At 54.8% G+C, this 24,820-nt stretch carries 20 protein-coding genes; 8 read left to right on the top strand and 12 right to left on the bottom strand.

Annotation, left to right across the window (positions count from 1 at the left end; translation table 11 throughout):
- Nucleotides 1-1,203: a PQQ-dependent sugar dehydrogenase gene (locus ACAW75_RS21675; RefSeq protein ID WP_370730856.1), complete on the bottom strand. Its 1,203-nt coding sequence runs from the start codon at nucleotides 1,201-1,203 to the stop codon at nucleotides 1-3.
- A 190-nt stretch (nucleotides 1,204-1,393) separates the two neighbouring features.
- On the opposite strand from ACAW75_RS21675, the gene ACAW75_RS21670 reads away from it, so the two are divergent.
- A complete protein-coding gene (locus tag ACAW75_RS21670; protein ID WP_370730855.1) occupies nucleotides 1,394-2,209 on the top strand; it encodes a serine O-acetyltransferase in 816 nt (271 codons plus the stop codon).
- A 106-nt stretch (nucleotides 2,210-2,315) separates the two neighbouring features.
- On the opposite strand, the gene ACAW75_RS21665 is transcribed toward ACAW75_RS21670, so the two are convergent.
- The 3 genes from ACAW75_RS21665 to ACAW75_RS21655 all read right to left on the bottom strand — a co-directional run bounded on the left by ACAW75_RS21665 (nucleotide 2,316) and on the right by ACAW75_RS21655 (nucleotide 5,785).
- Nucleotides 2,316-3,350 carry a glycosyltransferase family 2 protein gene (locus tag ACAW75_RS21665; RefSeq protein ID WP_370730854.1) on the bottom strand — a complete coding sequence of 345 codons (1,035 nt, stop codon included), beginning with the start codon at nucleotides 3,348-3,350 and terminating at the stop codon, nucleotides 2,316-2,318.
- A 58-nt stretch (nucleotides 3,351-3,408) separates the two neighbouring features.
- Nucleotides 3,409-3,759 (bottom strand): YbaB/EbfC family nucleoid-associated protein, encoded by a 351-nt coding sequence (locus ACAW75_RS21660; RefSeq protein ID WP_370730853.1) that lies wholly within the window; start codon nucleotides 3,757-3,759, stop codon nucleotides 3,409-3,411.
- An 88-nt stretch (nucleotides 3,760-3,847) separates the two neighbouring features.
- The gene (locus tag ACAW75_RS21655) at nucleotides 3,848-5,785 is read right to left on the bottom strand and encodes a T9SS type B sorting domain-containing protein (protein WP_370730852.1); all 1,938 of its coding nucleotides are present in this window, start codon (nucleotides 5,783-5,785) and stop codon (nucleotides 3,848-3,850) included.
- A gap of 211 nt (nucleotides 5,786-5,996) precedes the next feature.
- Between ACAW75_RS21655 and ACAW75_RS21650 the strand changes: the two genes are divergently transcribed.
- From ACAW75_RS21650 to ACAW75_RS21630, 5 genes are all read left to right on the top strand, one after another.
- The gene (locus ACAW75_RS21650) at nucleotides 5,997-7,223 is read left to right on the top strand and encodes a bifunctional 3,4-dihydroxy-2-butanone-4-phosphate synthase/GTP cyclohydrolase II (protein ID WP_370730850.1); all 1,227 of its coding nucleotides are present in this window, start codon (nucleotides 5,997-5,999) and stop codon (nucleotides 7,221-7,223) included.
- Nucleotides 7,224-7,385: 162 nt separating this feature from the next.
- Entirely contained in the window at nucleotides 7,386-9,518 is a 2,133-nt protein-coding gene (locus tag ACAW75_RS21645; RefSeq protein WP_370730849.1) for a BatA domain-containing protein, read from the top strand.
- 130 nt (nucleotides 9,519-9,648) lie between these two features.
- On the top strand, nucleotides 9,649-10,455 hold the full coding sequence (locus ACAW75_RS21640; RefSeq protein WP_370730848.1) for a TauD/TfdA family dioxygenase: 807 nt from the start codon (nucleotides 9,649-9,651) through the stop codon (nucleotides 10,453-10,455).
- A complete protein-coding gene (locus ACAW75_RS21635; protein WP_370730847.1) occupies nucleotides 10,452-11,429 on the top strand; it encodes an aldo/keto reductase in 978 nt (325 codons plus the stop codon). The genes ACAW75_RS21640 and ACAW75_RS21635 overlap by 4 nt, the downstream gene beginning before the upstream one ends.
- A 26-nt stretch (nucleotides 11,430-11,455) precedes the next feature.
- Entirely contained in the window at nucleotides 11,456-12,220 is a 765-nt protein-coding gene (locus tag ACAW75_RS21630; protein ID WP_370730846.1) for a glycosyltransferase family 2 protein, read from the top strand.
- A 164-nt stretch (nucleotides 12,221-12,384) separates the two neighbouring features.
- Here the strand turns inward: ACAW75_RS21630 and ACAW75_RS21625 are convergent, their stop codons facing one another.
- Nucleotides 12,385-12,819, bottom strand: a complete 435-nt coding sequence (locus ACAW75_RS21625) for a hypothetical protein (protein ID WP_370730845.1) — start codon at nucleotides 12,817-12,819, stop codon at nucleotides 12,385-12,387.
- A 171-nt stretch (nucleotides 12,820-12,990) separates the two neighbouring features.
- Between ACAW75_RS21625 and ACAW75_RS21620 the strand changes: the two genes are divergently transcribed.
- Nucleotides 12,991-13,977: a YheT family hydrolase gene (locus ACAW75_RS21620; protein WP_370730844.1), complete on the top strand. Its 987-nt coding sequence runs from the start codon at nucleotides 12,991-12,993 to the stop codon at nucleotides 13,975-13,977.
- 123 nt (nucleotides 13,978-14,100) lie between these two features.
- Here ACAW75_RS21620 and ACAW75_RS21615 read toward each other — a convergent pair whose 3' ends face one another.
- The 4 genes from ACAW75_RS21615 to ACAW75_RS21600 form a co-directional block, all read right to left on the bottom strand.
- On the bottom strand, nucleotides 14,101-14,337 hold the full coding sequence (locus ACAW75_RS21615) for an acyl carrier protein (protein WP_370730842.1): 237 nt from the start codon (nucleotides 14,335-14,337) through the stop codon (nucleotides 14,101-14,103).
- Between the two features lie 140 nt (nucleotides 14,338-14,477).
- The gene (locus ACAW75_RS21610; protein WP_370730841.1) at nucleotides 14,478-15,782 is read right to left on the bottom strand and encodes a TolC family protein; all 1,305 of its coding nucleotides are present in this window, start codon (nucleotides 15,780-15,782) and stop codon (nucleotides 14,478-14,480) included.
- A gap of 77 nt (nucleotides 15,783-15,859) precedes the next feature.
- The gene (locus ACAW75_RS21605) at nucleotides 15,860-17,470 is read right to left on the bottom strand and encodes a DHA2 family efflux MFS transporter permease subunit (protein ID WP_370730839.1); all 1,611 of its coding nucleotides are present in this window, start codon (nucleotides 17,468-17,470) and stop codon (nucleotides 15,860-15,862) included.
- A gap of 13 nt (nucleotides 17,471-17,483) precedes the next feature.
- Nucleotides 17,484-18,572: an HlyD family secretion protein gene (locus ACAW75_RS21600; protein ID WP_370730838.1), complete on the bottom strand. Its 1,089-nt coding sequence runs from the start codon at nucleotides 18,570-18,572 to the stop codon at nucleotides 17,484-17,486.
- A 176-nt stretch (nucleotides 18,573-18,748) separates the two neighbouring features.
- On the opposite strand from ACAW75_RS21600, the gene ACAW75_RS21595 reads away from it, so the two are divergent.
- Complete coding sequence (locus ACAW75_RS21595; protein WP_370730836.1) at nucleotides 18,749-19,231, top strand: MarR family winged helix-turn-helix transcriptional regulator; 483 nt, start codon at nucleotides 18,749-18,751, stop codon at nucleotides 19,229-19,231.
- A 100-nt stretch (nucleotides 19,232-19,331) separates the two neighbouring features.
- On the opposite strand, the gene ACAW75_RS21590 is transcribed toward ACAW75_RS21595, so the two are convergent.
- The 3 genes from ACAW75_RS21590 to ACAW75_RS21580 form a co-directional block, all read right to left on the bottom strand.
- Entirely contained in the window at nucleotides 19,332-20,201 is an 870-nt protein-coding gene (locus tag ACAW75_RS21590) for a geranylgeranylglycerol-phosphate geranylgeranyltransferase (RefSeq protein WP_370730835.1), read from the bottom strand.
- A 165-nt stretch (nucleotides 20,202-20,366) separates the two neighbouring features.
- Entirely contained in the window at nucleotides 20,367-21,227 is an 861-nt protein-coding gene (locus ACAW75_RS21585; RefSeq protein WP_370730834.1) for a hypothetical protein, read from the bottom strand.
- Nucleotides 21,228-21,361: 134 nt separating this feature from the next.
- On the bottom strand, nucleotides 21,362-24,679 hold the full coding sequence (locus ACAW75_RS21580; RefSeq protein WP_370730833.1) for a S41 family peptidase: 3,318 nt from the start codon (nucleotides 24,677-24,679) through the stop codon (nucleotides 21,362-21,364).
- Between the last annotated feature and the right edge of the window lie 141 nt (nucleotides 24,680-24,820).

Genomic DNA, 24,820 nt, shown 5'->3' with positions numbered 1-24,820 from the left:
TTAGTCGGCTAGTCGCAGAATTCGGCCGGCAGCGTGATCGCAGATATAAAGCTCGCCAGCCCGATCTTCACCAAAGGCAGATACAGTGCCTACTCTTTCGGAAAGGAGCTGGTTGGTAGCCTTGTTGGTGCCGGTGGGCGTCAGCGCCCAGACCCGACCACTCACATAATCGGCATAAATGTATTTACCAGTCAGCGCCGGTACTGCCTTTCCCTGATACACGTACCCACCGGTTATAGACAGGTCACCGTTGGCATGGGAGTAGGTATGAATAGGGTCGATGAGCGGATCAGCCGCTTTTTCGTTTGGTTTGTAGCCTGCATTCCCTTCCCGGATACGCCAGCCATAGTTGCCGCCTTTCGTTACTACATCCACTTCTTCGATCTCATTCTGGCCCACGTCGCCCGCCCAGAGTTTTCCCTGCCTGTCGAAGCTGAACCGCCACGGATTGCGTAACCCGTAGGCGTAAATTTCTTCCAGGAAGCCGTCTTTGTTGCTCTTATACGGGTTATCAGCCGGAATCCCGTATTGACCCTTGTCTTTTCCGTTTACATCGATCCGCAAGATTTTGCCCAGCATACTTGCCCGGTTTTGCGCGTTGTTTTGCGGGTCACCGCCGCTGCCTCCGTCGCCGGTTGCGATGTACAGGTATCCGTCTGGCCCGAAAGCAATTTTTCCGCCGTTATGATTCGAATAGGGCTGCTTAAACGTAAACAGCACCACCTCTGAAGCGGGATCGACCTGACGGGCGTTGGCTGAACTGGCTTTAAACCGGCTAATTACCGTTTCGCGCGGATTATTTTTTGTGTAGTTGACGTAGAAATAGCCGTTCTCTTTGAACTTCGGATGGAAGGCCAGCCCCAGCAGGCCCATCTCGCCACCATAGGCTACCTTATTTTTTATATCCAGGTACGTGTCGGCCGACTTGGCTCCCGTTGCCTGGTTAATTACTTTGATCTTCCCAGCCTGCTCGAGCACAAACATCCTGCTGGTACCGTCATTGGCGTAGGTATACTCAACAGGCGCGTCGAAGGTCAGGCCGGGGTGTGCATCTGCCGTAGAAATGGTAATGGCCGTCGGCGATGCGGCCGTTTTTGTGGTCGAGGCATCCGTGGGTGACGAGCAGGCCCATGATAACAGGAAAGAGAAGCCGGAGGTGGCCACCAGTGAGTAAAGAAGGGTAGTGATGGTTTTGTAAAGCATGACAAAAGCAGTTGGAATGCACGGAGACCCAGACAAAAGGCAGGCCATTCCGGGAAGTCGAACTATTTGGCCTACCTTTTGTTCGCCAATCAGTTAATTAAGGGTATTTTGCCCCACTTAACGACCAACGCCATCAGTATGGGATTGTTGGTGAGTTGCCTCAGATTGGGGCAGATTAGCCACTATACGTATGTCTACCCCGCTCATTGATTTCTTAAATCGCCTTACTGCGCAGCAAAAACGCTATCAATACCGGTTACCTTCCCGCCCCGACGCAGGTCGGTTCATTGATCAACTGATGCGTCTGCTGTTTCCTGTAACACAGGACTGTCAGTCGGCTACGGCCAATGTGGGGGAAACCTACCAGCGGCTACATGAGCAACTGTTGTGTCTGTTGAGTCCGCTTCAGCCCAACCTGAACACCCGAGCAGAGGCCGTAGCCATGCGTTTTTTTGATGAGCTGCCCGCCATTCATGAAAACCTGCTGCTCGATGCCCAGGCCATTGCCGATAACGACCCGGCGGCAATCAGCATTGAAGAGGTGATTGCCGTATATCCCGGTTTTTATGCCATTGCGGTGTATCGTATCGCCCATGCGCTGCTACAAGCTGACGTACCTTTGCTCCCCCGAATGTTGACCGAATACGCCCACGGGCAAACCGGCATCGATATTCATCCTGGCGCCACCATTGGACCGTCCTTCTTCATCGACCATGGCACGGGCGTTGTTATTGGCGAAACCACCATCATCGGGGCCTACGTGCGTGTGTATCAGGGCGTGACCCTGGGGGCTACTCATGTGGCCAAGTCGCTGGCGCAGAAGAAGCGGCATCCTACCATTGAAGATAACGTAGTGATCTATGCCAACGCCACCATCCTTGGCGGGCATACGGTGGTGGGTCACCATTCGGTTATTGGCGGGAATGTATGGCTGACCGACAGCGTGGAACCCCATTCACTGGTGTATCACCAGAGCCAGATCGACGTAAAGCCGATTCTACAGTAGGGTATTCGGCAAAAAATGGGTCAACGCCGAGGCGCCGTGAATGCAGAGTTTTTGTCATCAAGAAAGGATGCTGTTTACTCGGTGCTTCAGTATTGACCGTTAACCGCTATAATTCCGAAAACTTCCGTGCGCCTTTGGCGAAATAGGCCCAGACCACGCTTTTAGGAAACAGCGGTACCTCCTGCGTTGCTACGGTCGCCAGGGCTTGTCGTTGCCCATATAACGCCGAAGCGTCGGACCGACCCAACCGGCTGTAAAAAGCAAAGTGTGCCCGAATGATAGCCCAGATAGCCGCCCATTCGCCACGGAGCAGAAGTGGCCCGGCCGATAACCCGTCGACAACCAGTCGAAGCAATAACAATCCCCAGAGCTGTTGACCAGGCAGGTTTTTGTACAGCATGACGAGGCTATTGCGGTAATTCAGGTACGTCTTCTTCGGGTTTGTCTTGGCCAACGTACCTGCGCCGACATGATGAACGGTGGCCTCACCGCAAGTCCAGACTTCGTAGCCCTGCCGTTGCACCCGCCAGCACCAGTCGATCTCTTCCATGTGGGCAAAAAACGTCGCGTCGAAACCGCCCGTCGCGTGAAAAACCGACGCTCGGACGAACAGGCAGGCGCCCGACGCCCAAAAAACCGCCCGGTTATCGTTGTATTGGCCGGTGTCCGTTTCGACGGTATCGAACAGGCGCCCCCGGCAAAAGGCAAAGCCCAGCCAATCGAGATAGCCCCCGGCCCCACCCGCATACTCAAACTGCGCTGGCTGGTCGTAGGCCAGAAGTTTTGGCTGGCAGGCAGCCACTTGCGGTTGGGCATCGAGCAGCGCCAGCATGGGGCGGATCCAGCCAGGCGTTACAGCAACATCTGAATTGAGCAGGCAGTAGTAAACCGGTGGCGCCTCCTGCTGACGGATGTGTTGCAAGGCGGCATTGTAACCGCCCGCATAACCTTCATTCGCTGGCAATTCAATGACCCGTACAGTTGGGAAATGCGTTTGCAGCAGCGCCACCGAACCATCGTTACTGCCATTGTCTGCTACATAGATGATAGCCCCGTCGGCATGCTCAATAACCGTTGGTAAGAACCGGGAGAGAAACCCACGGCCATTATAATTCAGGATAACAACAGCAAGGGTAGACATGAACAAGGCAAAGAAATAGATCGAGATTCCAGACTTACGACTCCGTTCGACCTTTGCCTCATCCCATCATACTGCCTAGATCGAGGCCTGGAATATTGGGCAACAACCCTTCAGTAGCTTGCTGAAGATGCGATTTAATGATCGGCTCAATATTTTCCATCGCCTTATTGGTAGCGGCCACCACCAGATCCTGAAGCATCTCGCGATCATCCGCCGATTTCAGCAGGTCGGGATCAATGGCTAGGGCGGTGAGTTGTTTCTGGCCATTCACAGTGGCCCGAACCAGGCCTGCCCCCGACTCACCGGTTGCCGAAAGTGTACTTAAACTTTCCTGAGCATCTTTCATACGGGATTGAATTTCCTTCATTTTCCCCATCATGCCCATCATATCGCCAAGGTTACCAAACATAGTAGTGTATCTGCTAAAAGATAATTAGATCGTTGTAGGGCCACGCCGTGACCCGATAACCTACTAACCGCAAAGGACACCAACCAGTTTACCGAATAAGCAGTACCTGCCCTGTTCGTTCGTAGCCTTTTCCCAGCGCATCCGTGATCCGTATCCGATAGCTATAGTAGCCCATCTGAGCCGGAGCGCCATTGACCTCCCCGTTCCAGCCGGCCGTATGTTTATCAGTGGTGTTATAGACAACATCGCCCCACCGGCTGTAGATCGTCATCTCGAACGTTTCCCAGAAAGCCAGCAGCCCTTTAGCCATAAACGATTGGTTCTGCTGGTCACCATTGGGGGTAAAGGCGTTGGGCACGAACACCCGCAACCCAAGCTCGACCTCAACGGGATTTGAATAACTTTCAATACCGGCACTGTTCACGGCAGCAATCTGATACTGGGTAACCTGACTGTTTGGGTCGGGGGTGAAGGTGGTCACTTTACCAAGATCCCGTTTATCCGATGCGCCCGTGGCGGGATCAATAAAAATTACCTGATACGACTGCGGGGGGGCGTTGGCATACGGCGAATCGGGCGTCCAGCTAATGGAGCCGTTGGCATTCTTGGTCAGTAAAATAGTGCAGGCAGGCGACGTGGGTTTCGATAACACACCGCATGAGTTGCGAATAGCCGTCTGGTAGCAGTAGTTCTGACTGGCGGTCTGGGCGGTAGCGTCAAGGTATGACCGGTCACTGCTCACACCCAGTGGAGAGAACGGAGTGCCTACCCCTGTAGCTCGGGTAACAATGAGCGTATACGGCGACGGTAACCCAACAGTCGGTAAGGTAGCCTGCACGTTAACGCCATTCGGTTGAACGGATACGTAAGCCGATGTGGGCGAAACAACCGAGCCATTATCGAAACCAGATACGCAGGTCGACATAGACCGAACCACGGTTGGCGACACAGTCGTATTGCGTATGGTGGCCTCCAGCACGTAACAATAGTTTTTACTGCAAATGATGTTGTCAATGTCGGTGTATGTGGATACCTGCCTGTCGCGGGCCGAAAAAATAGGCGGCCCTCCGTTTTTGTAGACCCGGTAGGTATCGAATGTGCCGCCAGAGCCGCTGTAAGGTTGCCAGCTTAGCACATTCTGCCTGTCTTCGGCCGTTCCTGTCAGCACCAGGCTGCACACCTCGGTTGATCGCCGCTCGGAACCACCGCATACATCTTTGGCAACAAGTTGAAAGCAGTTGACCGACGCTGGTGAGGCAGGTATCGTAAAATTACCGCCCGACGTACCGGTTAACCCTGTGGGCGCATAAACCCCCGCGGCATCTTTTTTATATAATTCCAGGTTAAAGCCATCGGGACCCTGAAAATTAATAGTGGCCTGGGTGGCATCGGAAGTCAGCGTAAGAATGTTTGGGTCAATGGCTGTGGTTGTCTGTACCCGCACATTCTGTGCGGCCGGGTTGCCCGTACAGGCGTTGGTGTAGGAGCCCGACACCTGAACGATGTAATTGGCGGCTGTTCCTGCATACGTATGTTTGACCGACGCTGTAGTCGTTGTTCCGTTCAGGGCAACAAACTGCGTAGCGCTACCGTCGCCCCAGTTGATCGATAGCTGGTTGTAGCGGATCGTTTCGTTGTCGAGCGTGTAGGTAAGCGACACCGTGCGGTTTGAGCAACTGGCCGTACTAAACGATACCGCCTTCACCGGCAGCACCTCCACGACCCGGCAGGCGAACGTACCCGTCGCGTTTGACCCCGCTGCAACCTGAAGAATCGTATAACTACCTGGTGTTGTGTAGATATTACTGGTGCTGGCTACCCCGCCGGGTATACCATTACCACTATATTGATAAACATACCTGATGTTTACCAACGAAGCGGGTACGCCTGTAACGGTAACGGGCTTACCGGCGCATACCTGAGCGGGCACCGAAAAACCGCCTGTTTCGGTGGCGGTTGAGGTAGGGCAGAAGTTCTGCGCCAGGCTAGGTGATGTGCTAATTAACAGGCTGATAACTAGCGCCATAAGGTGCCACTGCCTGCTCCAGAATCCATTCACGATGTAATATTGTTTCGTAGCTACTTCCTTGTTGATCTGAATCCTTAACGCAATTCCCGGCGTTTTCGCGCATCCGAAGAAACGTATCTTTGCCCGACAGAGTTTTGTAAATGGATGGATAGCGGTGATAGAAACGGAGCAAATAACCCGCCAAAAACGCTACTGATCTCAATTACCTATGAACAAAGATACGGGCACTAGCCAGTTAGATCGAATAGAAGAAGCCATCGCCGATATCCGTGCCGGTAAAATTGTGCTGGTAGTCGATGACGAAGATCGTGAAAATGAGGGAGATATGATCTGCGCGGCCGAATTGGTCACTCCCGAAATGGTTAACTTTATGGTTAAAGAGGGGCGCGGCCTGATGTGCGCACCACTAACCGATGAACGGTGCCGTGAGTTGGGCCTCGATATGATGGTCACCAGTAACACATCGGTACACACCACGCCGTTTACCGTTTCGGTCGATTTGCTGGGCCACGGCTGCACCACGGGTATTTCGGCCGCTGACCGGGCAAAGACCATTCGCGCCCTGGTAGATCCGGCCACCGCACCGGAAGATCTGGGCCGCCCCGGCCATATTTTTCCGCTTCGGGCGGTCGATGGCGGGGTTATCCGTCGGGCAGGCCATACGGAAGCGGCTATTGATCTGGCCCAGCTGGCTGGTCTGAAACCGGCTGGTGTGCTGATCGAAGTATTGAATGAAGATGGAACGATGGCCCGCCTGCCGCAGCTTCGGATCATGGCCGATAAGTTTGGCATGAAGCTGGTCAGTATTCAGGACCTGATTGCCTACCGGTTGCGTACTGAAACCCTGATCAAACGCGAAATTGGCGTTGATATGCCCACGGAATGGGGCCACTTCGAGCTCATCGCCTACAGGCAGAGCGATACTGAAGACACCCACCTGGCGCTGATCAAAGGGAAATGGGAGCCAGGGGAACCTGTGCTGGTTCGGGTGCACTCATCGTGCGTAACGGGCGACATTTTTGGTTCCTGCCGCTGCGATTGCGGGGCTCAGTTGCATGCTTCCATGGAAATGGTTGAGCGCGAGGGGAAAGGGGTTGTTCTGTATATGTTTCAGGAAGGGCGCGGCATTGGCCTGCTCAACAAACTGAGAGCTTATAAGTTACAGGAAAGCGGCCGCGATACCGTTGAGGCCAACCTGGACCTCGGGCTGCCTATGGATGCGCGCGACTATGGTGTGGGCGCCCAAATTCTCCGCGATCTGGAGGTGCATAAACTCCGGTTGATTTCCAATAATCCTAAAAAGCGGGCGGGCCTGATGGGTTACGGCCTGGAAATTGTAGAAACTCTACCGCTCGAAATGCCCAGTAATCCGTATAACGAGCGGTACCTGGCCACTAAACGCGACAAAATGGGGCATACCATTTTGAAGGGGTAACGTTTAGTTTTCTGTTTACAGTTTACAGTCTTCCGTTGCGCTGCATCTTAGCAACGATGGTGATATAGTAGCGCAACGGAAGACTGTAAACTGTAAACAGAGGACTTAAGACAGAGGATAACTTTTCTACCTTAACTTGGGGCCTGAAAGCGTTACGCCTCTATGAGTTTCCTATTTCCGTCCTTTCTATGGGGATTGCTGGCCCTTGCGGTTCCGATTGCCATTCACTTATTTAATTTTCGACGTACCCGGCGGGTCTACTTCACCAACGTAGCTCTGCTCCAGACGGTACAGACCACCACCCGTTCGTTTCGGCGCCTGCGCGACTGGCTCATTCTGCTGGCGCGATGCCTGTTCCTGGCGGCGTTGGTGGCGGCGTTTGCCCAGCCGTTCATTCCTTCGAAAAGCACCCTGGGCCTATCGAGGCAGGGCGCTACCAGCCTGTATATCGATAACTCGTTCAGTATGCAGAACGAGGAGACAAACAACGCCCCCCATCGCCGGTATATCGACATGGCCGTTGGTAAACTTGATCAGTTGCTGACGCTGTTCAAAAACGCTACGTCGCTGCAACTGCTGACCAACGATTTTTCGGCCGACGAGCAGCAGACCGCCACCGCCGAAGCGATCCGCGACCGGCTGGCGTCCGTTAAACTGGCCCATACGCCGCGTACGCTGGAGGCCGTGTACCGCCGCCAGCGGAACCTGCTGGCCAGCACCGGCCGGGGCGGCACACATCAGCTATTCTGGTTCTCTGATTTCCAGAAAAGTACAGCGGGTGATATCAGTCGGCTGCGCATTGATACCGCCGATCGACTGTTCATTGTGCCCATTGCCGCCCAGACAGAGCGAAATGTAGCCGTTGATTCGGTTTGGCTCACCACGCCTTTTGTGCGCGAAATGCAGAACAACAGCCTCAATGTGCGCCTGCACAACAGCGGTCGGGAGGCCGTGCAAAACCTGCCCATACGTCTCTACCTCGATGATGTTCAGGTATCTACCGCATCGGTGAATTTGCCCGGGCGCGGAACGGGCGATGTTACGCTGACGGTAAACGTAACCAGGAAGGGGTTTCATCGTGGCCGCGTCTTCTTCGACGATCAGCCCATCACCTTCGACAACGACTATTATTTCGTTATCGAAGCCTCGCCTGCCATCCGGGTCCTGCATCTATACGGCCAGAAAACGAACGGTCCCGCGCTCGGGCCTGATTATGTACAGGCGGTGTTCGAAAACGATAGCCTGTTCACGTTCCGGCAATTTTCGGCGCAGAACTTCGACGTCGGTCAATTAAAAGGCACTGACCTGGTCGTGCTGGAGGGCGTTCCTCAGGTGTCAGGTACGTTACGGACCGAACTGGATCAATTTGTGAAGCAGGGCGGCAGTATGCTGGTGGTTCCCCCGGTTCGGCCCGATGCGGCAAGCTACGGACCGTTTCTGAGCAGCCTGAACGTACCTGGCATTCAGGTGAATCCCGTCGATGCGGCCCCCATTCCCATTACGGAACCAGATCGGCGTAACCCATTTTTCTCCGATGTATTTCAGCAGGGCTTTCGGCAGGAAGCGCTGAATATGCCTCAGGCCACGGCCGTCTGGCAATGGAATGGCGGCGATCGGTTGTTGACCCTACGCAGCGGGCAGTCGTTTCTGACCCAATCGCGCGTTGGTGGGCAGGCGGGCAAACAGGGGCAGCTCTACATCCTGGCCAGTCCACTTAGTACAGATTACGGTAACCTGGCGCAGCACGCGCTGTTTGTGCCGGTCATGTACAAGATAGCGGCGCTGAGCGTACGCCCTCAGCGCACGGCTTATTCATTCGATGAAAACGTACTGACGTTCCCCGCGTCGGCCAATGCTGCCGACGCAGCCGACCGGGCGGTATATAAACTGAAGACTAAATCGCTGGAAATTATTCCGGTACAGCGCGTGGTAGGTAATCAGTTGGTACTTGAGCTTCCCAAAGCCAACCAACTTACGGCCGGGCAAACGGTAGAGGCAGGGTATTATGAGCTTCAGCGTACCGGTGCCGATGGAAAAGCCCAAACCGAACGGATTATCGCCCTGAATCACGGACGGGCCGAATCGCAGATGGACTTTTACAGCGCCGCCGACTTGCGGCAGGCATTTTCCAGCCAAGCCAATGTAGAGGTTTTTGATAGCATCCGGGACAGCGACTTCGGACAGGCCCTGGAACGCGAGAATCTTGGCACTAATCTGTGGCCGTACTGCATTATGGCGGCACTGGCTTTCCTATTGATAGAAATCATACTTGTACGGGCGCTTAATCAGCACTAGAATGTTTATTAACTCGGTTTGGTTTTTAAATTCGCCCTGTCTTATTTGAAGAGACCCCATTTCGTTAATCATCTTGTATGTCAAGGGGTTATCATTCACTATTTTTACTATAACGAAACGCAAGCTCGATATGAATTTCTTTGCTAAAGTGGCGTACACAACGCCCGACGAAACGATTCAGAACGTGAAAGAGGCTGTGTTGAACAACCTGGTTGTACACCTGTCAGACTTCAAACCCGATCTGCCCGTTCACGATTTTTATAGCCGCCTGTCAGAAACCATTGGGAAAATCCACGCTGCTGATGAGGATATCGCTACTGGGCAGCAAACAGGGAATCGCTGGATCGACATTACCTACAACCCCGAAATTCCTGATCGGTACCGGTCGAGCAATACGCGGCAACCCATGCATACCGACGATTCATACGTTGAGCTGTATGACGAAGTAGCCGTGAACTTCTTTTACAGTGCCTCGCAGGCTAAACTTGGCGGAGCCACTACTTTTATTGCGCTGCCAACGCTGGTTGAATGCCTGAAGCTCGATGGAGCCACCGACCTGCTCGACGAACTGATGCGCACCGACGTGGTTCACTCGAAAGGAGGGATGCGTAAGGTGCGGAAACCACTTTATGAAGACGAAGCAGGTTACCTGGCCAACTGGAATTACTACTGCCTTGATCGCGAAGAGAACTCGCCCGAAGTACTCGATATGTGCGAGCGCTGGCAGAAGTTCCTGGAGACCCGGATCATTGAATCGGGGATCGTGATGCCAGTTACCCTGAAGCAGGGCGAATGTGTTTTCTTCCACGATGATCGGGTTATGCACGGTCGTAATGCCTTCTTTGCTGAATATCCTGGTCAGCGCAGCCTGATCAAAGGAAAAATTATTCTGTCGGAAGCCAATCAAACCAGTGATTCGGCTGCTGTAGCCGCATGAGCGATGCCATTACGGAACCAATCGCCCGACTAGGTATAGGTACGTGGCAATTGGGTGGCCCCAACTACGTTGGCGATAAGCCAACGGGTTGGGGTGCCGTTGATACGGGCGCTGCTATCCGGGCTGTTCACCGGGCCATCGATGAAGGCGTCCGCTTCATTGACACGGCCGATAGCTACGGGGCCGGACAAGCCGAAACCCTGGTTGGTGAGGCACTTGCTCAGGTAACGTACCCAGGTACGTCTTCGGTCGAGATCTGTACGAAATTCGGAAATCGTCGCGACGCGGCCGGACAACCCACTCAGGAGTACAGTCCAGCGTACCTGACCGAAGCCGTCGATGCCAGTCTGCGCCGGTTACAGCGCGATGTGCTCGATGTGCTCTTGTTGCACAGCCCCCCCGACGCTTTCGACTGGACTACTTATGATCCCGAACCATTTGATGCGTTGGTGCGGGCTGGTAAGATAAAGGCTTATGGCGTCAGTTCACGGTCAGTCTACGGGGCTAAACGTGTTATGGATGCAGGTTTCGGATCGGTGCTGGAGGTAATCTACAATGCGTTGGACCGTCGCGCCGAAACGGTTCTGTGGACGGACCCGGCTTCGGCATCGTACCGATTCATTGCACGGGTACCCCTGGCTTCGGGCTTTCTGAAAGCAACGTACCTGGCGGAGGACCCCGTGTTTCCTGCCGATCAATACCGGCACTACCTGCCCGACCGCGACCGCCAGTGGTTACTCGATTCTGTTCGCCAAGTAGCTTTTCTGGATGAGCTGGAAGGGGGGATCAGCGCTTCCGCCCTGCGGTTTTGCCTGAGCCATCCGGCGGTGTCGGTGGTTATTCCGGGTATACGATCCGAAGAGCAGGTCATACGTCATGTACAGGCGGCCAAACTAGGCCCGCTACCTAATGAAACAAGGCAACAGATCAACGTAGCCGTGCCCGATGTTCCATCACACTGGAAACCAGCGTAACTTTACAGCGTCACCCAATTTTGCTTATGAAGCTAAGTGTAGTTATCCCTGCTTACAACGAAGAAGAATCGATTTCGGAAACGCTCCGTGCGTTGTATCAGACGCTTGCCAACTATGGCATCGACCATGAGATCTGCGTAACCAACGATAATTCGAGAGATAACACGCTGGCCGTTCTACAAGGATTACAAACCGAAATTCCCTCGCTGGTTGTCTTCACCAACCCCGGCCCCAATGGCTTCGGGTATGCCGTTCGTTACGGTCTCGAACGTTTCTCGGGCGATTGTGTGGCCGTGTTTATGGCCGATATGTCGGACGATCCCGAGGATCTGGTAAAGTATTATTTTAAAATGCGCGATACCGGTACCGATGCTGTCTTCGGCTCACGTTGGCAGAAAGGCGGTAAGGTGATCGATTACCCAGCCCTGAAAAAAGTCATCAACCGGGTCGCCAATCTGATCATCCGGCTGATGATGAATACCCGGTACGACGATACGACCAACGCTTTTAAGCTGTACCGCCGCGAGACCATGGAAGGGCTCAAGCCCTTCTTATCGCCGCACTTTAATCTGACGGTCGAATTGCCTTTAAAGGCAATGGTGCGTGGGTATAGCTACGAGGTGGTGCCCAACAGCTGGACAAACCGGAAATACGGCGAATCGAAATTGAAAATCAAGGAGATGGGTAGCCGCTACTTCTTTATTCTGCTCTACTGTTTGATCGAGAAGCACTTCTCTCGCGGCGATTTCCGCAAGAAAACGGCCAAGCCAGCCGTTGAAGTAAGTCGGTAGGAAGGTCAGACGTAGTCGAAAACGGTCAGCCGCTGCGGGCATCAGTCTGGATAGTCGTAGGTCGATAGTCGCGTAGCTTGATCATGCTCCTGTTCGTTGGCGCTTGCCTGTGGCGAGTGACAGCGAATGGTTGTAGTATCACTTGTCTGCGATAAGCGCAACGCTTACTTGAACAACCCCGGTATCTGGTACATGCCCCATGAGAGCACTACGCCCCAAAAGCTGCCACTCATCAGCATGGCCAGGATTATCCGTGGCATAGGCACGCGAAACGATATAGCGAGGGCTGTGCCGCCAATGGGCGTCAGTAAGATGGGGGTGAGCAGGGCAATCCCCGCCAGACCCGATTTTTGCCAGATGCGAACGGCCAGCCGGGTACGCTTCGAAAACAACCGGGGCACCGCTTTCTGATACCGAGCCTGTAGCTGACTGATGGCTGAGCCGGCAAACAACACCAGCAGCACGCTGGCCATCATGCCTATGGCCGAGCAGATTGCCGTTTCGTGCCAGCTTAATTTCAGGGCCAGACCAGCCAGCGGTCCACCAATGAACTTGAGCATACTGGCCAGGGCTACCGAGATATATTTGGCATAACTCATTTTACAGAGGAAAGGTCATCGGGTAGTCATTGACTGGTTGTTGACTGGTCAGGCGTGGGCGGCAGGCAATGTGCAACCGCAAATGACCACTTACTGACTATACATAACTACTCAAAGCCAGCAAAGCTTACTACCGCTTTCAGTTAAACACGGATTTATCACCAGAAGTTAATGCCTGTTATTCCGTCGGCCTATACTGGCCCGCCTCGTTTTCAGTATACTGCTCATCTACAAACGATTATACCCAGCGTTACCCGGCGTATTCCGGGGGTATTTTATCAACGGGAGCGTTTCAACTTAGCAGACGGCGACTTTGTTGATCTTGACTGGCTACGTGCCCCCCACAATAAGCGCCTGGTGGTGTTGACCCACGGCCTCGAAGGCGACAGTCAGCGGCACTACATGCGGGGAACGGCCCGCCTTTTTCACGAACAACAGTATGATGCGCTGGCCTGGAACTGCCGGTCGTGCAGCGGCGAAATGAACCGCGCCTTCCGTCTCTACAACCACGGCGAGATTGGGGATATAGGCGAGGTGATCGGGTATGCGCTAAGGCAGAAACAGTATGATGAGGTTGTGCTGGTGGGGTACAGCATGGGCGGAAACATTTCGCTGAAATATGCGGGTGTACACGGAGTAGACCTGCCAGCGGCTATCAGTCGGGTGATTGCCATTTCGGCCCCTGTCGATCTGAAGGCCAGCGCCTCGCTGCTCGATTTGCCCCGTAATCGATTTTACCGGAACCGGTTCATGAAGAAGCTGGCCGCTAAAATGGCGCAGAAAGCGGCCCTCTTTCCTGGTCGGCTCGATATGGGCCGGCTGAAGCAGGTACGTGTCTGGAAAGATTTCGACAATTGGTTTTCGGCCCCGGTAAATAGCTACCGCGATGCCGATGATTTTTATGAGCAGGCCTCGGCTGTCAATTTCATGCCAGGCCTGACCGTGCCAACCCTCTTGCTCAATGCACAGAACGATCCATTGCTTTCGCCCGAATGTTCGCCGGTCTGGTTGACCGAACACCTGCCCCACTTCTTCCTGGAAACGCCGCGCCTTGGTGGGCACGTTGGTTTCATGACGCCCCATAACCTGTTCAGTTACGCCGAACGCCGGGCCCTGGCTTTCGCGATGGGTGAGGGGCAGCCAGGTGGTCAGTCATGATCATCAGCACGTATTCGTTGCTAACCAACGATCAAACGACTGCCCGTAAGAGCGAGACAATAAGAAGGGTCTCTGGTATAGCACCAGAGACCCTTCTACGTACGGGATGTAGTCTGAATACGATTAGGCGGCAACCGAAACATGCTGGCATTCCAGGTACGTTAGTACGCCACCAAAGGTTACCAACTTAGGATAATCCTCGTCGGGGATGCGAATGCCAAACTCCTGTTCCAACTGCATGATCAGGTCGACCGTGTCCAGGCTATCAAGGCCGAGGTCGCGGGTGAAGTGGACGTCAGCAGTCAGTTGAGACTCTTGAATACCAAAGTTTCTGAGAATATTGATGACCTGATTGTTCATAGAGTTAAGCGTTTGTCTATTGTGAATGGAAATAGTACGTCTTGAAGAAGGTGTTTGCTCCGATAACGCCCAAATGCTTGATTTTGTTACTTATACCATAAACCGCTAAATCATAATTTAGGAGTTTTTAATGATCGCGTTTACAGCGGTTCGCCCATTAACCGCTTCAATTCCAATTGGTTCAACACCAGCTGATACTGAAAAGACAGCTGTCCCAGCAAGGCTTCTTCAATACCAGTTTCGGCACTTTCCAGCTCCACGGCGGTAATTACGCCATTGCGGAGGCGAGTTTGAGCCAGTTGAAGGGCCTGTCGTGCCTGCAATACCTGTGTATTCAGGTTCTGTAGCCGGGTCTGGTTGGCGACAATGTCGGCGTTGAGTTGGGCCAACTGCTGACGGAGTTGTGCATTGGCATTGTCAACGGCATAGCGACTGGCATTCAGATTCAGTTTGGCCGCCTGCTGCTGCAATTTGTAACGCCCACCAGCATAGAGCGGGGCTGTAAACGATAGGCCCGCCGCCACGTTGAACTTCGGCGTGGTTACATCAGGTACGTACCCATTCCTGAAACCCGCCGACCCGAGCGCAACGAGGTTGGGACGGCCCGATAACTCATCGATGCGAACGTCGGTCTGGGCTAGCTGAACGCGGTCCTGAGCAGCCAACACTTCTTTATTGCCAGCCTGCGCCAGCTGCACCTGCCCGTCGAGCGCAAAGGGTTGGATGATACCGCTGAACTGCTGGGCGTCGACACCAACAACCGGGTCGGTATTGCCAGTCAGGTACGTTAGCAGCGCCCGTTGCCGGTCGAGCTGATTTTGCAGGTCGATCTTCCGGTTCTGTGCCGTTTTCAGCCGTACCTGCTGTGTAATGACATCGTATTGCAGGGCATCGCCATTTTGCAACCGGGCATTCAGAATGGTTACGTTGTTGGCGGCTGTGCGGATGACCGAATCCTGAACAACGATGCTCCGGCGAATGAAGCCGATACCGTAATAGGCCGCCGCCACCTGATACGCCAGGTTATGCCGGGTCAATTCCTGTTGCCGTTGCGCAATGCGCAGGTTATCACCTGCTCGCTGTATGGCGGCACCTGTTCGCCCAAAATCATAGATCGACTGCGAGACCGATACATTACCATTCACGTTATGGTTGGGCTGAAACTGGAGCTCAACATTTCGCCCATCAACGGGGAGCGTTGCTTTGGGTACTGGATTGATGTACTGGTAGGTACCATTAACGGATACCAGCGGTTTTAAGGCCGTACGGGCCAGGTCGGCCTGCAAACCCGCCGCCTGAATTTGCTGGTCCTGCTGTTTCAACAGGGGGAAATTGGCCGATGCCTGCTGCAACAACGTACTCAAATCGCCCGGAAGCGGCTGCGATTGCTGCGCCAGCGCCAGCGAAGGCAGGATCAAAAGAAGGAGTGTATGGATTGGTTTCATCGATTTGGAGTTTACTGTTTGCTGTTTACTGTTGCTCCGGTGCAGAACAACAGTAAACAGCAAACAGACCAACAGTTTTAGTGTGCTGCATCAGCAGCGGCTTTGGCTGTAGCAGCGTCCATTTTTACAGAGCGAAGCAGGAGAAGCAACGGGAACGAGACCACGAAGAACATACCCGCCAGCCGGAAGGCGTCCAGATAGGCCAGCAGGAGCGATTGCTTCTGCACGGCTAAATCGAGTGTGCGGTAAGCACCCGTAACCGCATCGATCGCGTTCATGCCTTTCGCCGCCAGGTTCTGGGCCATGCCGTTGATCCGATCCGTAGCCAGCGGGTTTTCCGACGTAATGTTGGCTACCAGATCGCCCCGGTGAGCAGCAACACGCTGAGCAACATAAGTGTTTGTGATGGCTACACCGAAAGCACCGCCCAGTTGCCGCATCATGTTGGTTACGGCAATACCCATGGGTAGTTGCTGAGGTTTCAGCCCCGCCACCGACGAGTTGATCAACGGTACATTGACGAACGCCAGCCCCACACCCCGGATAAGCAGTGCCTGCACATAATAACCATCGGAGGTCTCGGTCGTAAACGTCGACATGATGAAGCAGAAGGTGGCGAAGAAGACGTACCCAGCCATAACGATGTATCGCGGCGACACGCCTTTCCCTAATAACCGGCCGACGAGCGGAAAACAGATAGCGGCAATGGCCCCCCCCGGAATCAGCAGTCGGCCAGTTTGCGTAGCGGTGAACCCCGCCACCCGCTGCACCATTAACGGGTAGAGCAATACCGATGTGAACAGACCGTAGCCGACGATAAACATCAGCACAGCCCCCACGGCCAGGTTACGGCTTTTCATCACACGCAGATCGAGCACGGGCGAGCTTGTACCGCGCAACTGCGACCAGATGAACCACGGAAGGGCAACCACCACCGCACCAGTCAGGTAACGAATGGTCTGGTTATCGAACCAATCGTCAGCCTCGCCCCGCTCCAGCACATATTGTAGGCTACCCACACTGACCGCCAGCAGAAAAATGCCCAGCCAGTCAATTTTGATGGCCTTCCGGTCGATACTGAACTCGTCAGCTTTCTTATCGATAAACCGGATGCTGAGGAACGTAGCGGCTATGCCCACCGGAATATTGATGTAGAACATCCAGCTCCAGTGGTAATTGTCGATTATGAATCCCCCAAGCGTTGGCCCGAACGTTGGCCCGAGTACAATGCCCAGGCCAAACAGGGCCGAAGCAAGCGCCCGTTGTTGCGGCGGAAAGGCATCGAACAGCAGCCCCTGCGATGTTGACAGCAGCGCTCCGCCGCCTACACCCTGCAAAAAGCGGAAGAAGACCAACGTCCAGAGGTCGGGGGCGATACCGCAACCATACGACGCAACAGTGAACAGAATAATGGAGGCGATGTAGTAATTCTTGCGACCGAAATAACGCTGCAAAAAACCCGTCATCGGAATCACGATGACGTTGGCGATCCCATAGGAGGTAACCACCCAGGAGGCGTCTTCGATGGTGGCACCCAGGCTACCGGCAATGTCGGTCAGCCCTACGTTAACGATCGACGTATCGATCAGCTCCATGATCGCTGCCGTAACGGCCGTGATCACGATGACCCAGCGCCGCAGCCCCGTTGGTAAGGCCGGGGCTACAGGGGCCTTTAGTGTAGTTTCCATAAAGGCGTTGCGTTTAATCGGCCACCCGTACGGCTGCATCGACGCTCAGACCAGCGCGGAGTTTCCCTTTGAATTTGTCTGGATTCAGAATCTCGATCTTCACCGGAACGCGCTGCGTGATCTTCACAAAGTTGCCCGACGAGTTATCGGGAGGAAGCAGGGCAAATCGGGCACCGGTTGCTTCAGACAGCGACGCCACGCGACCTTTCACGTCCAGGTCCGGGTAGGCATCGATCTTGATATCAACAGGTTGGCCAACCACTACTTTTTCCAGCTGTGTCTCTTTCATATTGGCAATCACCCAGAAGGTGCTGTCGTTTACGATGGTCATCAGCGTTTGGCCGGGTTGCACATACTGCCCTACTACAGCGTTTTTCTTGCCAATCTTGCCGGTAATCGGAGCCGCCAGTTTAGCATAGCTCAGGCGAAGTTTGGCGTTCTCAACGGCAGCGGCTTTTACTTTCAACACAGCCTGCATTTTCTGAATGGCGGCCTGTGCTTTCTGAATGCCAGCCTGGGCTACACCCTGCTGGGTACGTGCCAGGCCAATCTGTTCCTGGCTGTTCTGGTAGGTTTGCGCCTGCACCTCAACCGTATTGCGCGAATCGTCGAGCTGCTTGCGGGTCAGCGACTGGTCGTTGTATAAGTTCTGATCGCGTTGCAAATCGGCCTGTGCTTTGTTGCGCCGAACGGCCTGCACAGCCGCCGCCGATTGCGCTACTTTCAGGTTCTGGGCCACATTGCGGCTGTTGGCCTGGGCCGTAGCCAGATCAGCCTGCGCGGTTCTGATGTCGGCTACTGTAGACTGATAATCGGCTTCGGCCTGTTGCAGGGCTACTTCGTATTCCTGCGGGTCGATGGTAAGCAACGGCTGCCCGCGTTTTACCGTAGCATAGTCATCGACGTTGACTTCCTGAACGTACCCGGCTACGCGCGCAAGCACAGGCGCCGACGTGCCTTCAATTTGTGCATTATCCGTTGATTCGTACTGCTGGCCACGCTTATAGGCCGTGAACCCCCAATAGGCGGCGGCCACAATGACAACCAGGCCAATCAGCCTGGGTAAATAGGTTTTTAAAGGAGACGTTGATTCAGTTGCCATAGGTTTAATTAGATGAAGCGAGCGAACTTTAGTTGTGAATAGAAAGAAAGAATGTGCTCGTTTAGTGAACCGGACAAAGGTAAACTGAGTTGACTATTAAAGTCAAGTGAGTTGACTATATTTGCCTGTTAATTAATCATTAATCAGTTTGCGAGCCGTAAAAGTTCGCCACAGCCATGAAACCTGTAGATAGTAAACTCTTCACTTTTGAGATGTTCCGGGAAATTAGAGGCCGGTCGATGGGTCGGCTGGCGTGGCGGCTCAAACGTTTTCTGGATGAGTTTATGGAACCTCGTTTACACCAGCGTGGCTTCACTGATTTCAAGCTCAGCTACCTACGGTTGGTCGCCAATATCGAGGAGAACGGTATTACCAACAACGAACTGGCCCGTAAGGCCGATGTGACCAAGCAGATGATGAGCAAGGTGGTGAGCCTGTTGGAGGCGGGGGGCTACATTTACACGAAGAAAGATGAGATCGATTCCCGCGCCAGCCGTATTTTTCTGAATGAACGGGGCTTTGAACTGTTGATGGGGGTGCATGAGTGTATGGAAGAAGCCCACACCCACTTCAGCACCATTATTGGTGCCGATCGCCTCGCCCGCCTGATCGACGATATGAAAGATCTGGTGAACGGTCTGGACGGCGGGGATTGCTAAACCTGTTTACAGTTTGCTGTTTACTGTTGCTCCGCTAAAGCATGAATGGTTGTCGTTAGCAGCGCAACAGAAGACAATAAACAGTAAACAGTAAACAGATCTAAGCCCACACCATCGTCAGCACGCCCATCAGCATAATAAGCTTGCAGAGGTTGCTCAGGTAGCTGTATTCGCGGCGTGTGTCGGCCAGCACGAGGCGATACACCAGCCAGGCAACGGGAATGAGCAGGAGCATGAAAATCCAGCCCAACCGCGGGTTCTGCCAGGATTCGGCGGTTAAAAAGAGCGTCATAATGAACGCGGCGATAATCACGTAGAGGAGGTATTTGGTGCGCCGTATTCCCCAGACAATGGGTAGTGTCCGGCAGCCATACCGGGCATCGCCGCGCACATCCTCCATGTCTTTGATGATCTCCCGGACCATGGTGACCACAAAAGCGAAGGCGGCATACACAATCAGCAGATTTTCATTCTGCTTGTAATAAACGGCCATCACAATGAGCGACAGGGCCGTTAGGAAAGAAACTACAAGGTTGCCGATGAAGGGTTGCCGCTTCAGGTTGGCCGAATAAAACCACAGCAGCGATACCGACAGTACATCAACGGCAAAGACCCAGCGGTTCAGCAGCAAGCCTAAAAAGCAGCCAATCACATTCAGGGCCTGATGCGCCGTAATGGCCCACCGTCGTTTCAGGTACCGCCCGATGATAACCCGTTCAGGTTTATTCACGATATCGATCTTGACATCGAAATAATCGTTGATGATATAGCCCGCCGCCGCGATGCACACCGTTGAGAGGGTGAGAATAAGCAGATGGCCATCGAGCAGTAAGCGCGGCCAGTTCTCGCGGGGGCCGATCAGCGCAACGCGTGCCAGGTACTGCGTGCCGACTACGATCAGCAGGTTCTGCACCCGGATCAGGCGCAGAAATCCTTTGAGGTAATCGGTAGCTGTAATGGGACGTGTCATATGTAGGTTACCTCACCCCCGACCCCTCTTCTTAAAACAAGGAGAGGAGGAAATGCGCTGCACTGGCGAAGCGTAGGGGTAACTCCTTTCGCTTTGAAAGCGAGTAAATAGAGCCATCTGCCAAACTGGCGAAGCTACGCTGAAGCTACTCCCCTTTCCTGATTTTCAGGAGAGGGGCCGGGGGTGAGGTGAGATTTTTACAAACTTATAACTCCCCGCGTTATAAACCGGAATGTATCCAAAGTCTATAGCATTACTTTCAGTTACCGGTAGCGGAAGTCGCTCAGGTACGTAACGAATCCCCTCATCGGGATGGAGCCAAAACTGCTGCGGGAGGGTCTCGCCGGTCCGGTCAAAACCCAGCTTTCGGTAACTCGCCCCGTCCGACCAGTCACGGTCGGCGTAGGTCATCAGGTCATCGGCGGGGTGGTTGGTCAGGTACGTCTTCACCAGTTTGTCTAGCCCGCCAACGACTGTTGTACCAATCCGGCTGGCTACGCGCAGGAGTTCAGCAGAGCGGTGTGGCAAGCCGTTGCGCTGCTGGGTACGTGGCTGGGCGAAGGTAGCGACGGCGACCAGTAACTCATCAGCGGGGCGCTCGATCAGGTACGTATCCGGCACTCCCGCCGGGGGCACTCCTGCCGGGGGCAAAATTCGGTAATATCGTTCGGGCAGGTACAGGCCGTAGCGAACCTTACCGGGTAGTGGTGCCTGTAGATGATGCTCATCCAGAAAGGCCAGCGCTGTGGCTTTATCAATCCGCCGTGCCTTGGTCAGCCGCCCCGGAATTCGGATGGATTGCCCCTGCAAAGCCGCCAGCCGCGAGGCGACCACTACCGGTTTTTGTTGCGCCACATCTTCCCACAGGTGAATGACGCGTTCACCCTGTTGGGCAAGCTGATCAGTCATGTCGCGGAAGAAGGACGCAACATCCTGTTTTCGCCACAACGACGCATACGTACCCAGGTCGATCCGGTGCAGATACAGGCCCGGTGCCAGGTACGTTAGCGGGAAGGGGGTAGTCATTATGGTTTGCTTTCTTTGGCTCTGACGTAGCTGGCTTCGCGTGCTAGAATTCGTTATAGGTTGCTTCGCGCTCTAGCTCGCGTCAGCAACACAACAGCGCGAAGCAACCTACACCAATAAAACCAAAACAGTTGTTACTCCCCAACAGCGCGTTGGTCGCCTTTTGGCATGGGCCGCGACTGAACGGGCGATTTCTTTAACTGTTCCTGCACCACTTCAATCGCCTTTTCCAACTGTGGATCGGCCCCGTTCTGACTGAGTTTAGGCGTCATCTCTACCTCTACGTCAGGGGTTACCCCTTCGTTCTCGATCTCCCATTTGCCTTCCGGGCTGTAGATACCGAAACTGGGTGAGGTGACAGAACCACCATCGATCAGCGGGGGGTAGCCCGAAATGCCGACCAGGCCACCCCAGGTACGTTTCCCAACGATGGTACCCAGATTACGGCGACGGAAAAAGGCGGGTAGTGCGTCGCCACCCGAACCGGCGTATTCGTTCACGATCATCACCTTCGGGCCGTAGATCGACGCGGCGGGGCTGGTAAACGGTTTGCCTTCGCGGGGTGCCCAGTAACTCAGCAGGGGCCGGTCGAGCATATCCACGATGTAGTCGGCCACGAGACCACCGCCGTTGAAGCGTTCATCGACAATGACGGCCTGCTTGTCGACCTGGCTGAAATAATAACGGTTGAAATTGTCGTAACCCTGCTGACCGGTGTTGGGCAGGTACACATACGCCACCTTCCCGCCAGTGGCAGCGCTCACCTTACGGCGGTTGCCTTCTACCCAGTCCATCAGCCGCAGCCCTGCCTCACTGTTGATCGGGACAACGGTGACTTTCCGCGATCCCGTCAGGCTGGCGTTAGGGCCTACCGTCAGGGTGATTTGCCGGTCAACGGTGTTTTCGAGTTGCTGGTACACGTTATCGTCGGCGGTCAGCGGTCGGCCGTTGATGGCCAGCAGGTAGTCGCCCGCTTTCACACTGACGCCGGGCTCTGTGAGTGGAGCCCGAAGGGTCGGGTTCCAGTTTTCGCCGTTGAACACTTTCCTGAATCGGTACAGGCCGTTGCTCAGTTCATAGTCGGCACCGAGCATACCAACAGGAATTGGTTTGCTGTCGGGGATATCACCACCGCTCACGTAGTTATGGCCCACCACCATCTCGCCCATCATTTCACCGATCAGGAAGTTCAGGTCAGACCGGTGCGCCACGTGGGCCAGAAACGGCGTGTACTTGGCTTTGATCGCGTTCCAGTCGGCACCGTGGTAGTTGGGTACGTAGAAATAGTCGCGTTCGATACGCCAGAACTCGCTCAGCATCTGCGCCCACTCATGCCGTGGGTCAATCAGCGCCTGCAAGGTGCTCACGTCTACTTTTCCCTCGGTCACGCTGGGTTTGCCCGACACATCGGCGATGTTCAGCTTGTCGGAGCCGGTCATGAACAGCATTTTCTTGCCATCGGCCGAGATTTCGTACTCACTCACGTCGGCCAGCAGCGTTTCGGCTTTGCGTTCCTTGAAATCGAATCGGTAGAGCGTGGGTTTGGCGGCGGCGGGGGTGTAGCCGATGTAAAATAACCGGTCGCCATCGGCCGATTTAAGCTTGTCGATGCTGCCTGCCGGAATGGGCAGGGCCACAATGCGCTGACCAATATTCTCCAGGTCGATCACTACCCTGGGTGCTTTGCCAATGGCAACCGTGGTGGTGGTCGTCGAAGTAACAACGGGCTTCTTCACGGGCGCTTTGCGGGCCGTGTCGGCCGACGGTGGGGCCGGGGCGTCTTTTTCATCGTCCGACTCGGGAGCGAAGGGGCTCGGGTCTTTAGCGTTCAAGACCACGGCGTATAGATTTTGCGTCACTAAGCCACGACGGTCCAGGCCTGCCATGTCGAGCCACGCAAACGAAGGGCCAACGTTGGTGCTGGCGGTGAAGATCAGGTACTTTCCATCGCGGCTAAACGTCAGCGCGTCGGTATGGCTGGCTCCATCGGTGACGGGCGTGGTGGTGCCCGACGCCAGTTCGTACAGGTGAATCCGGTTCAGGTAATTGTCCATCTTCCGCGAAAAACCAATCCATTTTGAATCGGGCGACCAGTCGGCTTCGATCGTTGAATTTGGCCCGAAGGTATCGGTAGTGACTTTCACCGGTTTGCGGGCACCCACCGACAGGTCCATGTACCAGAGGTTCAATTTCTTGTCGTGGTAGAGCAGCTTTTTCCCGTCGGGCGACCATTTATCGAGCCGGTAGAACGAGGGCTCACCCAGCGAAATGGCCTCGGCGGGTTTCTCGCCTTTGGCGTCGCGCACCAGGAGCATGTACTCGCCCGACGCGTCGGATACGTAGGCAATGCGTGCCCCATCGGGCGACCAGAGTGGGTTCCGCTCGTGCGCGCTATCGGTAAGGGTCAGGTTACGCCAGTCGCCTTTCTTTGCTGGCAGCGTGTAGATATCGCCCCGCGCTTCTACTACCGCCCGTACACCCGTCGGCGACAGATGAAACGACCGCATCATGCTGCCCACTGGTTTCCAGGTAGGGCGTAAGGCCAGTACATCGGTATTGCCCGCCAGCGAAAGTTTGATAGGCTGTCCCTTTCCGTCCGAAGTGGCGGCCGCATCGAGCAGGTGCAGGCGGCCCGCTTGTTCGTAGACAAGCGTTTGCCCGTCGGAAGCCAGGTTTTTTACGTCGAAATCCGTGTGGTTCGTGATCTGACGGACCTGCTTGCTGGCCCGGTCGTAGGCAAACACGTTCATGGTGCGGGCGCGGTCAGAGAGGAAATACACGGTGTTCCCGGCGTAGACTGGCTGCACATCCGACGCGTTAATGTGCGGGATCACCTCAAAATCGAGCGTTTGTAAGTTGAGTAATCGAATGGGTGTTGTCATGCCGCCCCGGTAGCGTTTCCAGGTCGCAAACGCGTCGGTGATGATGCTGTAGGCCAGTTCCCGGCCATCGGGCGAGAGGGTAGCCCAGCTACCGGCCATTGGCACTGGTAATTGCTGCGGCAGTTCTCCCTTCGTGGAGACCGTAAACAGTTTGGGCGACCGGGTGACCGCCGATCCGCTGTTCGACAGGAACAGTACCCGCTGCCCGTCGGCCGACCAGCCTTTGGCGGTTTCCGGGCTAGGGTGGAAGGTCAGTCGCCGGGGCATACCGCCGTTGATGCCAACCAGATACACGTCGGTGTTGCCGTCATACGTAGCCGTGAAGGCGATGGTTTGGCCATCCGGCGAAAACTGCGGCCCACTTTCAGCGCCCGGCCCTACCGTGAGGCGGCGCGGTAATGAGCCATCGCGGTTGGCCACCCAGAGGTCGCCGCCATAGCTGAACGCTATATGCGTTTTAGAAAGCGACGGCTGCCGTAACAGCAACGTTTCGCTGGGTACGTTAGGCTGCGTCTGGGCCGACAAGGGAGCTACTGCAAGGGCAAGGAATGTTGTGAGAAGGTATTTCATATGTATCGATGAGGGTTATTTATGGGTGGTTGTTGCGTGTATTGCTGGGGCGTATTGCTGACGCAGGCGTAGGGCGGAGGCGAGCCCCGCCCCTACATTGCCGCGAATGTGGGCCGTGATCATGTAGGGGCGGGGCTCGCC

The organism is Fibrella arboris (genome assembly GCF_041321095.1).
Lineage (GTDB): Bacteria > Bacteroidota > Bacteroidia > Cytophagales > Spirosomataceae > Fibrella > Fibrella arboris.
The sequence above is the reverse complement of the archived record's forward strand: the minus strand, read 5'-3'. Positions and strand labels throughout refer to the sequence as shown.